Here is a 12,020-nt window from a genome sequence, read left to right on the forward strand (position 1 = left end):
GCCCCTTCGGCTCCGATCAGGGGATCCTGAACTCCTGGGACTTGTTCCCGGCGGTGCAGGTGACCATGGTGACCTGGTTGCCCGCGCCGTTGTCGGTCATGCACGCGGAGCCCATGTAGTCCGCGAGACGGAAGGCGCCCGGCGTGCTCCCGGCACTCACCTTCCAGTTGCTCAGGACGCTGAAGCCGCCCGAGAGCGTCACCCGCCCGTCGGTCTCCTGGACGAGCGGCGCGCCGCTCAGGTTGCACGGGTAGAGGTGGTACCAGCCGCCCGGGTCCGGGTCCGAACGCACCCAGCCGTAGGCGGTGTTGCCGCCCATGATCACGGACTGGCCGGCCGACGGGGTGTCCTTGGACAGGCCGAGCTTGAGGCCGGAGGCCACGCTGACGATCGGCCCCCACTTGGTGCCGCCGCAGCCCGGCGGCGTGACGGGCGTCTGCGGCGGGGCGCTGGTGGCCGCCGGCTGGGGATTGGGCTGGGTGCCGGGCTGCGTTCCGGGAGCGGGCTGGGTCCCGGCCCCGGCCGTGCCGGCCGCCGGGGCCGGGACGCCGGCCGGCGGCTGGGTCGCGCGCGGGGTGCCGCCCGCTCCGGTCGCGCCGCCGCCGTTCGCCGCACCGGTGCCGCCCGGCGCAGGCGTGGACTGCTGGGCGCCGGGGGTCGCGGTGGCGCCGGGCGCGGTCGGGGTGCCGGTCGGCGCGGGGGTGGTCGGCGGCGGGGTCGTCGCGTTCTCGGCCGACGTTGCCGGGCCGCCGGGGTTCGCCGGGCCGGAGACCGTGACGGACGGCTGCGCCCCGGGCGTCTTCGCCTCGGAGGTGAAGGGCGTGCGGTCGATCAGCAGGACGGTCGCGGTGCCCGCCGTGATGATCACCGGTATGACGATGGGGACGAGGAAGCCGCGCCGCCGCCGACGGGTGCCGGGTTCGGTGGCGTCCCGGGACTCCACCTTGCCGACGTCGGCCGCGGCTCCGGCGGGCGTCGCGGGCATCACCGGAACGACCGGCGGTGCCGGCAGCGCGGGGGCGCCGGGAGCGGCGGCGATCGCGGCCCGCGCCGCGGCGGCCATCGCGCCGGCATCGGCGAAGCGGTCCTCCGGCTTCTTGGCCAGCGCGGTGGCGATCAGCCCGCGCACCGCCTCCGGAACGGCCGCCGGCAGCTCCGGAGCGGGCTCCCGGATGTGCTTGAGGGCGACCTCCAGCACGCTCTCGCCGACGAACGGCGGCTGTCCGGTGAGCAGTTCGTAGCCGACCACGCCGATCGAGTAGAGGTCCGAGGCCGGGGTGATGGCCTGCCCCTCGGCCTGTTCGGGGGCCATGTAGAGCGCCGTCCCGATCACCGCGTGGGAGGCGGTGATCCGGGTGCTGGCGACCGCCCGCGCGATGCCGAAGTCGGTCACCGTCACCCGGCCCTCGGACCGGACCATCAGATTGGACGGTTTGACGTCGCGGTGCACGATCTCCTGCCGGTGGGCGGCGTGCAGGGCGTCCAGCGCGGTGGCGAGCAGCCCCAGGGCCCGCTCGGGCGGCATCGGCCCGCTCTCGGCGAGCACCTTGTCCAGCGGCTGCCCGTCGATCAGCTCCATCACGATGTAGGCGACCCGGTCGTCCCCGGCGTCCTCGCCGCTCTCGCCGTAGTCGTGGACGTCTACGATGCCGGGGTGCTTCAGCGCCGCGAGCAGCTGGGCCTCGCGCCGGAACCGCTTGACGAAGGCGCCGTCCTCGACCAGTCCCGGATGCAGGATCTTCACGGCGACCTGCCGCGCGAGCACCTCGTCGTCGGCGCGCCAGACGGAGCCCATGCCCCCGCCGCCGATCCGCTCGGTCAGCGTGTAACGCCCCCCGAGCACCGTCCCCCGGCTGCTCATGCTCTCTGCCCCCACCTGTCATGCCCCGGCCCAACAGCCCCACTGGTCGCACAGTCTGCCAGAGGGCACCGGGCCCCCGTCCGAGCGCGTGCCCATGCTACGGACCGCCCCCGACGGATCGTCAGCGGGCCTGCGGGCAGCGGGCGGGCCGGGAATCGGCGGCTCCCACGGCCGCCGGCTCCGGGAGCGGCCTCCCGGCCGTCCGCCGGTACCGGCCGAGCGGGCCGTACCACCGGGCATCGGGCCTGAGTAGGGTGGGTGCGACAGCACATCGAACCCGACCAAGGAGCAGACGTGAGCGTGCCGGCGTCCATCGCCCTGCAGCAGGAGATCGCCCGGGAGCTGGAGGTCGCCGAGACCTTCCACGCCGAGAAGGAGATCGAGCGCCGGGTGGCCTTCCTCGCCGAGCGGCTGACCTCCACCGGTCTGCGCGCCCTCGTGCTCGGCATCAGCGGCGGTGTCGACTCCACCACCGCCGGCCGGCTCTGCCAGCTCGCCGTCGAGCGCGCCCGGGCCGCCGGGCACGAGGCGCGGTTCTACGCCATGCGGCTGCCCTACGGGGTCCAGGCCGACGAGCACGACGCCCAGCTCGCGCTCTCCTTCATCCGGCCGGACCACCTGCTGACCGTCGACATCAAGCCCGCCAGCGACGCCGCGCTCGACGCCGCCGTGGCCGCCGACGTGGCCTTCCGCGACGCCGGCCACCAGGACTTCGTGCTCGGCAACATCAAGGCCCGCCAGCGCATGATCGCCCAGTACGCGGTGGCCGGCGCGCACGACGGCCTGGTCGTCGGCACGGACCACGCCGCCGAGGCGGTCTCCGGTTTCTTCACCAAGTTCGGCGACGGCGCGGCCGACCTCGTCCCGCTCACCGGCCTGACCAAGCGCCGCGTGCGCGCCGTCGCGGACGCCCTGGGCGCCCCGGCCGAGCTGGTCCGGAAGGTCCCGACCGCCGACCTGGAGACCCTCGCCCCGGGCAAGGCCGACGAGGACGCCCTCGGTGTCACCTACGACGACATCGACGACTTCCTGGAGGGCAAGCCGGTCGCCGAGGAGACCTTCGAGACGATCGTCCGCCGCTACCGCCTCACCGACCACAAGCGCCGCCTCCCGATCGCCCCGTAAGGCGGTCCACGGCCCACCACGCCGGCCTGCTCCGCCCGATAAACCCCTGGTCCCGGTGCGGGGTTCCGGCGAGGATGCCCGGTATGACGTTGCCGCTGCTCCTGCTCGATGTCGACGGGCCGTTGAACCCCTATGCCGCGAAGCGGCACCGGCGGCCGCACGGTTACGGGACGCACCGGGTGAAGCCCGACTGCTGGGTCGCCCGCTTCCCGCAGCGGCCCGCCGAGCGTGTGCGGCCGCTGCGGATCTGGATCAACCCGGACCACGGGCCCGAACTGCTGGCGCTGCGGTACGAACTGGTGTGGGCCACCACGTGGATGGACGAGGCGAACACCTTCATCGGGCCGCTGCTGGGGCTGCCCGTGCTGCCGTACATCCACTGGCCGGAGCTGCACCAGCAGGACCCGGACGGGCTGCACTGGAAGACCAGGAACCTGGTCGCCTGGGCTGCCGGGCGCCCGTTCGTCTGGGTGGACGACGAGCTGGGGCCGCAGGACGCGGAGTGGATAGCCGCGCACCACCCCGGGCCCGCGCTGACCCTGCACGTCGATCCCGAACTCGGCTTGGGAGACGGCGACTTCACGGCGCTACGGGAGTGGGCGGAGGCGGTGGCATGAGGATCGGGACGGTGGAGCGGATCCGGCGGTACCCGGTGAAGTCGTTGCTGGGGGAGGAGCTGGGCGAGGCCGGCGTCTCCGAGCGCGGGCTGGACGGGGACCGGGCGCTGGGGCTGCTCGACGCCGCGAGTGGCCGGGTAGCGAGCGCCAAGAACCCGAGGCTCTGGGCGGAGATGCTCCGGTTCACCGCCGTGCTGCACCCCGGCGGCGTCGTGATCACCGGGCCGGATGGCCGGGAGGTGGGCGAGGGCGAACTGTCCGCGCTGCTGGGCCGCGAGGTCTCCCTGGTGAGCGAGCGCCCGCCCGGTGCGACCGTCGAACGGGCCGTGCCGGAGGAGGTGCTGGCACGCGGGATCGACAGGGAGGTCGCCGTCACCGAGAACGAGATCGGCCGCGCCGCTCCCGCCGGGGGCTTCTTCGACTTCGCCCCGCTGCACCTGCTCACGACTTCCACCCTGGACGCCGTGGCGACCGAGGCCGCCCGCTACCGCCCCAACCTGGTGATCCGCACCGAGGGCGACGGCTACGTCGAGAACGCCTGGGTCGGCCGCGAGCTGCGGATCGGCCCGGACCTCCGGTTGCGGGTGCTGGCCCCGACCCCGCGCTGCGCCGTCCCGACCCTCGTGCATGGCGAGCTGCCGCGCAGCACGGCGGCCCTGAAGGTGCTCGCCGCGCAGAACCGGGTCGTGCCCCTGGAGGGGATGCCGGCGCTGCCCTGCGCGGGCGTCTATGCGCAGGTAGTGGAGCCGGGGAGGGTGCGGGTGGGGGACGCGGTGAGTCTCTGCTGATCACGGGGGTGGCGGTCGCCGCCGGTCGAGGGCGGCGCCTGCCTCCGGTTCGCCGTGAATTCGCCGTGAAGGTGCGGCGTGGGTTGATCGACAGCGTCAATCACGGCTGATCAGACACCCGGGACGGCGTCCTTGGCGTTGGTGTGCCAGTTGGTGACGACCGGCTTGTCGACCTTGACGGAGCCGACGGGGATGCTCGCCGGGTCCGGGTCGCCGGCGGCGATGCCGATGATGACGTCCTTGAACTCGATGTTCTGGTCGGTGTTGGTGCTCTTCGGGTTGATCCCCACGTAGGCGACCGCGCTGCCGGTGAGGGTGATCGGCGCACCGGCGGCCTGTTCGGCGTTGCGGGCCTCGATGCCGCCCGATCCGAAGGCGATGACCGGGTGCGTCGCGGGCAGGACGCAGGTGATCCCGGCCTTGGCCTTGGCGGTGACCAGGATGTAGCCGCCCGCCTGGGTCTCCATCTTCGCCCCGAAGGTGAGGTCGTTGGTGCCGCAGGCCTGGCCGTAGCCGGTCTTGTCGCCCGGGTTGCCCGGGGCGGGCGCGGCCGGCGTGGTGGCCGTGGGCTTGGTGGACGCGGCGGGCGCGGCGGACTTGCCGGGCGCGGCGGGTGTGCCGGGGGCCGACGCGGACGGCGCGGCGGCGGGGGCGGAGGCGGCCGGGGGAGCGGTCGTCGGGGCGGCGCCGGCGGCGGGTGCGTCACTGTTCTCCGGGCCGCAGGCCGTCGCGGCGGCCGCGAGGGCGGTGACGGCGAGAGCGGTGAGGGCGATTCGCGAGCGCATGGGTGGTCCCAACTTCCGTCCGGCAGTGCGGTTTGTCGTCTGCCTCCACGGTAGGCCGGGCATGATCACCGGGTAGTTCGTGAAATGTCCCGGTCGTGTTTCAGCGGCCGGTGCCGGTCCGGACCGTCAGCACCGAGCCGAGCGCGTCCAGGAAACGGTCCGTCGTCCCAGGGTCCCGGACGGCGATCCGCAGCCAGTCCGGGCCCAGCCCGGGGAAGGTGTCGCCCCGTCGGACGGCGAAGCCGTGCTCGCGCAGCCGGGCGCGGACGGCGGCCGCGTCCGGCAGTTCGACGAGGACGAAGGAGGCGGCCGGCTCCCCGTGCACCCGGACGGCGGGGAAGGCGGCGAGGCCCTTGAGCAGGTGGTCGCGGTGGAGGGCGAGGTCCTGGGCGGCCTGCTCGGCCTCGGCGAGCGCCGTGGGTGCGCTGCACACCTCGGCGGCGGCCAGCGCCGGGGTGGAGACCGGCCAGAGCGGCTGGGCGGCGCCGAGCGCGGTGATCAGGTCGGCCGGGCCGAGCGCATAGCCGATGCGCAGGCCCGCCAGGCCCCAGGTCTTGGTGAGGCTGCGCAGCACGACCACCCGGCCGGGCAGGTCCCGGACGGCGGCGAGGGATTCGCACTCGCCGGGCACGGTGTCCATGAACGCCTCGTCGATCACCAGGGTGCGACCGGGGCGCGCCAGGGCGGCGACGGCGGCTGCCGGGTGCAGTACGGAGGTCGGGTTGGTGGGGTTGCCGAGGACGACGAGGTCGGCCTCCTCCGGCACCGCACCGAGCCGGAAGCCGTCCGAGGGTACGAGCAGTACCCGCTCCACAGCGTGCCCGGCGTCCCGCAGCGCCGCCTCCGGTTCGGTGAACTGCGGGTGTACGACGACAACGTGACGTGGCGTCAGGACGCGCGCGAGCAGCACGAAGGCCTCCGCCGCGCCCGAGGTGAGCAGCGTCTCCGTGACCGGTCGGCCGTGCCGGGCGGCGACGGCGGCGCGGGCGGCCGTGCCGTCGGGGTACGCCGCGAGCTCGCCGAGCGTCGCCGCGAGGTGCTCACGCAGCCACTGCGGGGGTGTGCCGGTGCGGACGTTGACGGCGAGGTCGACCAGACCGGCCCCGTCGGCGCGCACCTCCGCGTCACCGTGGTGGCGGAGGTCATGGTCGGGGGTGGTCACGAGGGGTCTCCAACAACGGCATCGACGGGAAGGGACGGCCCGGGGACGCGGGCGAGCGGGTCGCGAGGCCCGGGGCGACCGCGAGCGGCCCGGGCGACCGCCACCGTCGCCGACGCGGACTTCTGCTTGGGGACGACGAGTTCGCCGCCCGGCGCGCTCGCCAGGGCGGCGGCCTCCGCCACGCTCAGGGTGCCGACCGCCGATCCGACGGCGACGGACGGGTTCGGGACGGCGACGGCCGCGAGGGCCTCCGCCGGGTGCTCGTCCACCGGGAGGCCCAGCGCGGCGGCGGCGTGGCGGACGGCGGGGTGGTCGCCCTTGCCGGTGAGGGTCGCGAGCCGGGCGACGGAGCCGCTGGGCAATCCGGCCTCGCGCAGGGCCCGGTGGATCAGCCGCGTCACGTCGGACGGACCCGCCGCCGCGCGCAGGCCGACACCGACGACGAGGGCACCGGGGGCGAGGGCAGTGGGGGCGAGGCGGTCGGGGGCGAGGGCAGTGGGGGCGAGGCGGTCGGGGGCGAGGGCGCCGATGACGAGGGCACCGGAGGCGAGGCCGTCGGGGTCAGCCGGGCTGTCCGAGCACCGCGCGGCGGCCGGTGAGCCGTCCGGCGCGCGGTCCAGGAGTTCGCCCGGGCCCCCGCCGCCGTGCTCGGCCCGGAAGGCCGGGCAACTGTCCGGCCGCGCCGCGTGCGGCTGCTCGGCGGGTGCGTGACCCGCCGCGTCCAGGGCCGGCAGCCCGATCACGTCGCGTTCCCTTCACCCGGAGGCCGTTCGGAGGCCGTCAGGAGGCCATGCGGAGGCCGTCAGGAGGCCGCCCGGCGGTCGTCCGGCGCTCCCCGGCGGCACTGCGGCAGCCGCTCGTCGGCCGACGAAATCCCACCACGGCGGCGACGGAGGGGTCAATCGGGGCCCGTGTGACCTCCGTCGCCGGGCGCCGGAGGGTGTTCGCCTGTTCTTCACCTTCCCTGAGCGGTCCACGCCACCGCCGCGCTCCTACTGTTTGCGGCGCTCCGACGCAGTCACGCACTGCGACCCGCACAGCACGACCCCCCACCCGGGTGTTCCTGCCGAACCCCGGTTCTCCCCGACGCACGGAGGACACCATGCCCTTCGCACGACTCCGCCCCCGCAACCCCCGCCGCACCCTGACCGCCCTCGGCGCCGGCCTCGGCCTGGTCGCCGGATCGCTCGGCCTCTGGGCGGCCACCGGCACCGCACAGGCCGCGACCCTGCCGACGCCCGACCACGTGGTCGTCGTCGTCCTGGAGAACCACGCGTACTCGCAGGTCGTCGGCAGCTCCAGCGCGCCGTACATCAACAACACCCTGAAGGCGGGCGGCGCCACGCTGACCCAGTCGTTCGGGCTCACCCACCCGAGCGAGCCCAACTACTACCAGCTGTTCTCCGGCAGCGCGCAGGGGCGCACCGACGACAGCTGCGTGCCGGTCGGCTCGCTCACCGCCGCCAACCTGGGCTCCGAGCTGATCGCCGCCGGCAAGACCTGGGGCAGCTACAACGAGGGCCTGCCGAGCCAGGGTTCGACGGTCTGCAGCAGCGGCAAGTACGCCCAGAAGCACAACCCGTGGTTCGGCTTCAAGAACGTGCCGACCAACACCGCGTACACCTTCGCGCAGTTCCCGACCGACTACACGACCCTGCCCAAGGTGTCCTTCGTCGTGCCGGACCTCTGCAACGACATGCACGACTGCTCGGTCTCCACCGGCGACACCTGGCTGAAGAACAAGCTCGGCGCGTACGCGACCTGGGCCAAGACCCACAACAGCATCCTCGTCGTCACCTTCGACGAGGACAACCGCCTCTCCGGCAACCGCATCCCCACGGTCTTCTACGGCGAGCACGTCACGCCCGGCTCCACCACCGCCACCACCTACAACCACTACAACGTGCTGCGCACGCTGGAGGACCTCGCCGGGCTGACCACCCACGCGGGCAACGCCGCGTCCGCCGCGACCATCACCGGCATCTGGAACTGACCTCCCATGTACGTCGCGGAATCCCGCAGCTCCAAGGTCCCCGTCGACCCGGCCCTCCGGCCGGGCCGGCGGGCGGCCGCCGTCCCCGGCACCGTCCTGGCCCTGGGCACCGTCAGCCTGGTGACCGACATCTCCTCCGAGATGGTCAGCGCGGTGCTGCCGCTGTACCTGCTCACCGGGCTCGGCCTCTCGCCGCTCGGCTTCGGGCTGCTGGACGGCATCCAGAACGGGTTCAGCGCGCTGGTCCGGCTGGCCGGCGGCCACCTCGCCGACCGGCGCGGCGCGGACGGCGCCTCCCGGCACAAGGCCGTCGCGGTGGCCGGGTACGGCCTCTCGGCGCTCTGCAAGCCGCTGCTGCTGCTCGTCCACACCGTGCCGCTGATCGGCGCGGTGATCGCGGTCGACCGCACGGGCAAGGGACTGCGCACCGCGCCGAGGGACGCGATGATCTCGCTCGCCACCGAACCCGCGCACCGGGGGCGGGCGTTCGGGGTCCACCGGGCGATGGACACGGCCGGTGCGCTGATCGGTCCGCTCGCCGCCTTCCTCGTGCTCCGCCTGGCCGGCGGCCCGCTGCTCGCCGACGGCGGCCAACGGCACGGCTACGACGCGGTGTTCACGGTCAGCGCCTGTGTCGCGGTGCTCGGCGTGCTGGTGCTGCTGCTCTTCGTGCCGAACCGGCAGCCGGGCGAGACCGCGACGGCCACCGCCCCCCGGCTGCGCGACGGCCTCGCCCTGCTGCGCCTGCCCGGGCTGCGCCGGCTGACGTTCTGCGCCGTGCTGCTCGGCCTGACCACCGTGAGCGACTCCTTCCTCTACCTGCTGGTGCAGCGCCGGCTCGGCCTCGCCACCGACCTCTTCCCGCTGCTGCCGCTCGGCACGGCCGCGGGCTTCCTGCTGCTCGCCGTCCCGCTGGGCGCGCTCGCCGACCGGCTCGGCCGCCGCCGGCTCTTCCTCGCCGGTCACGGTGGCCTGCTGCTGGCGTACGGGCTGCTGCTCTCGCCGCTGGGCGGACTGCCGGCGGTGGTCTGCGTCCTGGTGCTGCACGGTGCGTTCTACGCCTCGACGGACGGCGTGCTGGCGGCCGCGGCGGCCGACGCGGTACCGGCGGAGCAGCGCGGCGCCGGGCTGGCCCTGGTCGGCACCGGGCAGGCGCTCGCCCGGTTCGGCTGCTCGCTCGCCTTCGGCGCGCTGTGGAGCGCGGTGGGCGGCACCGCCGCGCTCGGCTGGTCCGCGGCGGCGCTGGCCGGCTGCGTGCTGGCGGCCGCCTTCGTCCTGCGGGACGCCCCCAGGGACACCGCCTCCGGGACGCCCACCGCCCCGGGCGCGTCCGGAACCGCTCCCCCCTCCGATTCCGAGGTACCGTCGTGACCCCACCGCTCCAAGGCCGGACCAGGGTGCTGATCCTGCTGGTCGCCGTCGTCCTGCTCGGCGCCGTCGGCACCGGCGCCGTCCTGCACGCGGCCGACAACTCGACCCGCACCAAGCAGGCACAGCCCGGCGCTCCGGTGGTCACCCCCGGCCCGGTGTCGCTCCGCCCGCCGGCCGGCGGCCGCCAACTGGTGTTCCGCAACATGGCCTGGGGCCCGCACCTCGACGAGCTCGTCTCCGTACCGGCCGACCAGCCGGACGGCCCGCGGACCTCCTCGGGCGTGCAGTGCCTGCGCTTCTACGCGGCGGCCGGCACCGGCATCTGCCTCCGGGCCGAGCGCGGCGCGCTGCAGGACACCTACCGCGCCGTCGTGCTCGACGACCACCTGCGCGAGCTGAAGTCCTTCCCCGCCGCCGGTATCCCGACCCGCTCCCGGGTCTCGCCCTCGGGCCACCTCGCGGCCTGGACGGTCTTCGTCAGCGGCGACTCCTACGCCGGCACCGACTTCTCCACCCGCTCGTCGATCGTCGACGTCCGCGACTGGAACCTCCGGGAGAACCTGGAGACCTTCGCGGTGATCAAGGACGGCAAGCCGTACCAGGCGTCCGACGTCAACGTCTGGGGCGTCACCTTCGCCGACGACAACACCTTCTACGCCACCGTGGCCACCGGCGGCCGGACCCACCTCGTCCGCGGCGACCTCGCCGCCCGCACCCTCACCACGCTCCACGAGAACGTCGAATGCCCCTCGCTCTCCCCGGACGGCACCCGCATCGCCTACAAGAAGCGCGTCCCCGGCCTGTCCGAGGACTCGCCCTGGCGGCTCTACGTGCTCGACCTCGCCACCATGACCGAGACGGCCACCGCCGAGCAGCGCAACGTCGACGACCAGGCGGTCTGGGTCGACGACGCGACGCTGCTCTACGCCCTCCCCGGCGACTTCGGGGCCGATCTGTGGACCGTCCCGGCGGACGGCGACGGTCTGGCCGAGCGGGTGCTCGAAGCCGCGGTGGCACCGGCCTATCCGGGCTGATCGGGCTGGGTGGTCCCACTCGGAACTTCGGGCGTAGGGTTCCACGTCGAGCAGTGAGAGCGGTGCGAGGCGGGGGAGCGGGGAGCGTTGAAGGAACAGGGGCGGGCTGCGCCCGAGCGGGTGGCCGGCGACTCCTGGCCCGCCCTGTCCGGCCGGCCGGTGCTGCGCCGCACGATCGCGGTGGGCCTGGTGCTCACCATCGCGCTGCTGGCGGCCCTCGCCGTCCGGGGCGTCAACGCGCTCACCCTGGGCCGGGGCGCGATCGAGACCGACCGGGACCGCGCCGAACTCCTGGCCGGCCTCCACCCCTCCCAGCACCCGGGCGCGGGCCGCTACTACGTCCCCGTGGGCGCGGTGTACACCCGCCTCGCCGACGGCGCGCCGGTCGCCTACCTGCACTACCGGCTGGCCGGCGGCCCGGACGTCGGCGTCGACGACTTCCTGCGGACCTACGACCTCCCGGCCCCCGGCCCGGTCGCCCCGCTGCCGTCCGACCTGACGGCGGCCCTGGGCGGCGACGAGCCGACCGAGGCCCAGGAACTGGCCCCGATGCCGGCGCCCTCGGCGAGCCCGACGCCCCTACCGGTCGCCACCCCGCCGGCCGCCGAACCCCCGACCGTCTCCGAACCGCCGTCGGAACCGGCCCCGGCCCCGGCTGAGCCGGTCGCCACCCCGTCGCCCTGCGCCTCGGACGACCCGCCGCCCTCCGCCGACCCCGACCCCGAGGCCACCCCGGCTCCCGACCCCGCCCCCGAGGCGGCCGAGCCCGTCGCGCCCCGGCCCGCGACGGGCCTCCGCTCCGCCGACGACCCGCCCACCCCGACCGAGACCCCCACCCCCAGCCTCACCCCCACCCCGTCTCCCACCCACCCCGTCGCCGGCCGTCGGATCTACATCGTGACGGTCTCCAACGGCCTCTCGGGCGCCGCCGACATCTACGTCCGCGCCACCGGCTGACCGGCGGAGCGCTTCTCGGATACTCGTGCTCGCCCAGTCCGTCAGCCGGCCGAGCAGCCGGTCGTCACAAGAGGCGGACGATCCGAGCTGTCATCCTGCGGTACATGGCGGGGAGTCGCCCAGGAAAACAGTCCGTCCGGCGTTCGGTAGGGATCGACGCCATCGCATGGCCGGTCAGATACCAGGCGTGATTACTTCTCTGTCGATCAGAATTCATCAATAATGATCATCGGCGCGTATTCCTGGTGATGGGGATCCCCAGGACGCCCGGGCGCCGGTCAGCCGCCCGGATGGGAGGCTGACCGGTGTGCCGGGCGTGGTTTCGCG

The 12,020-nt window shown here is 74.6% G+C and carries 11 protein-coding genes; 7 read left to right on the forward strand and 4 right to left on the reverse strand.

The window, feature by feature from the left end:
• Window positions 1–16: 16 nt before the first annotated feature.
• On the reverse strand, window positions 17–1,861 hold the full coding sequence (locus ACIF6L_RS22655; protein WP_396490023.1) for a serine/threonine-protein kinase: 1,845 nt from the start codon (window positions 1,859–1,861) through the stop codon (window positions 17–19).
• 294 nt (window positions 1,862–2,155) lie between these two features.
• Here ACIF6L_RS22655 and nadE point away from each other — a divergent pair, with 294 nt between their 5' ends.
• The 3 genes from nadE to ACIF6L_RS22670 all read left to right on the forward strand — a co-directional run bounded on the left by nadE (window position 2,156) and on the right by ACIF6L_RS22670 (window position 4,391).
• Window positions 2,156–2,986: an ammonia-dependent NAD(+) synthetase gene (gene nadE / locus ACIF6L_RS22660; RefSeq protein WP_329490068.1), complete on the forward strand. Its 831-nt coding sequence runs from the start codon at window positions 2,156–2,158 to the stop codon at window positions 2,984–2,986.
• Window positions 2,987–3,069: 83 nt separating this feature from the next.
• Window positions 3,070–3,603: a hypothetical protein gene (locus ACIF6L_RS22665; RefSeq protein WP_396490025.1), complete on the forward strand. Its 534-nt coding sequence runs from the start codon at window positions 3,070–3,072 to the stop codon at window positions 3,601–3,603.
• The gene (locus ACIF6L_RS22670) at window positions 3,600–4,391 is read left to right on the forward strand and encodes an MOSC domain-containing protein (protein WP_396490026.1); all 792 of its coding nucleotides are present in this window, start codon (window positions 3,600–3,602) and stop codon (window positions 4,389–4,391) included. The genes ACIF6L_RS22665 and ACIF6L_RS22670 overlap by 4 nt, the downstream gene beginning before the upstream one ends.
• A gap of 110 nt (window positions 4,392–4,501) precedes the next feature.
• On the opposite strand, the gene ACIF6L_RS22675 is transcribed toward ACIF6L_RS22670, so the two are convergent.
• The 3 genes from ACIF6L_RS22675 to ACIF6L_RS22685 all read right to left on the reverse strand — a co-directional run bounded on the left by ACIF6L_RS22675 (window position 4,502) and on the right by ACIF6L_RS22685 (window position 7,081).
• The gene (locus ACIF6L_RS22675) at window positions 4,502–5,176 is read right to left on the reverse strand and encodes a hypothetical protein (protein ID WP_359834542.1); all 675 of its coding nucleotides are present in this window, start codon (window positions 5,174–5,176) and stop codon (window positions 4,502–4,504) included.
• Between the two features lie 100 nt (window positions 5,177–5,276).
• Entirely contained in the window at window positions 5,277–6,338 is a 1,062-nt protein-coding gene (cobC, locus tag ACIF6L_RS22680) for an Rv2231c family pyridoxal phosphate-dependent protein CobC (RefSeq protein ID WP_396490028.1), read from the reverse strand.
• The gene (locus ACIF6L_RS22685; RefSeq protein ID WP_396490030.1) at window positions 6,335–7,081 is read right to left on the reverse strand and encodes a cobalamin biosynthesis protein; all 747 of its coding nucleotides are present in this window, start codon (window positions 7,079–7,081) and stop codon (window positions 6,335–6,337) included. The genes cobC and ACIF6L_RS22685 overlap by 4 nt, the downstream gene beginning before the upstream one ends.
• A 359-nt stretch (window positions 7,082–7,440) precedes the next feature.
• Here ACIF6L_RS22685 and ACIF6L_RS22690 point away from each other — a divergent pair, with 359 nt between their 5' ends.
• The 4 genes from ACIF6L_RS22690 (at window position 7,441) to ACIF6L_RS22705 (ending at window position 11,693) form a co-directional block, all read left to right on the forward strand.
• The gene (locus ACIF6L_RS22690) at window positions 7,441–8,331 is read left to right on the forward strand and encodes an alkaline phosphatase family protein (RefSeq protein WP_329490074.1); all 891 of its coding nucleotides are present in this window, start codon (window positions 7,441–7,443) and stop codon (window positions 8,329–8,331) included.
• Between the two features lie 6 nt (window positions 8,332–8,337).
• Window positions 8,338–9,702, forward strand: a complete 1,365-nt coding sequence (locus ACIF6L_RS22695; protein ID WP_396490032.1) for an MFS transporter — start codon at window positions 8,338–8,340, stop codon at window positions 9,700–9,702.
• Window positions 9,699–10,736 carry a TolB-like translocation protein gene (locus ACIF6L_RS22700; RefSeq protein WP_359804388.1) on the forward strand — a complete coding sequence of 346 codons (1,038 nt, stop codon included), beginning with the start codon at window positions 9,699–9,701 and terminating at the stop codon, window positions 10,734–10,736. The genes ACIF6L_RS22695 and ACIF6L_RS22700 overlap by 4 nt, the downstream gene beginning before the upstream one ends.
• 87 nt (window positions 10,737–10,823) lie before the next feature.
• On the forward strand, window positions 10,824–11,693 hold the full coding sequence (locus ACIF6L_RS22705; RefSeq protein WP_396490034.1) for a hypothetical protein: 870 nt from the start codon (window positions 10,824–10,826) through the stop codon (window positions 11,691–11,693).
• Window positions 11,694–12,020 lie beyond the last annotated feature (327 nt).

The sequence above is a fragment of the Kitasatospora sp. NPDC086009 genome, from assembly GCF_044540385.1.
Lineage (GTDB): Bacteria > Actinomycetota > Actinomycetes > Streptomycetales > Streptomycetaceae > Kitasatospora.

Excerpts from the sequence above, each read along its gene's own strand:
- ACIF6L_RS22670 (WP_396490026.1), top strand. The coding sequence starts at position 3,600 with ATGAGGATCGGGACGGTGGAGCGGATCCGGCGGTACCCGGTGAAGTCG.
- ACIF6L_RS22675 (WP_359834542.1), bottom strand. The coding sequence starts at position 5,176 with ATGCGCTCGCGAATCGCCCTCACCGCTCTCGCCGTCACCGCCCTCGCG.
- ACIF6L_RS22655 (WP_396490023.1), bottom strand. The coding sequence starts at position 1,861 with ATGAGCAGCCGGGGGACGGTGCTCGGGGGGCGTTACACGCTGACCGAG.
- ACIF6L_RS22690 (WP_329490074.1), top strand. The coding sequence starts at position 7,441 with ATGCCCTTCGCACGACTCCGCCCCCGCAACCCCCGCCGCACCCTGACC.
- ACIF6L_RS22665 (WP_396490025.1), top strand. The coding sequence starts at position 3,070 with ATGACGTTGCCGCTGCTCCTGCTCGATGTCGACGGGCCGTTGAACCCC.
- ACIF6L_RS22695 (WP_396490032.1), top strand. The coding sequence starts at position 8,338 with ATGTACGTCGCGGAATCCCGCAGCTCCAAGGTCCCCGTCGACCCGGCC.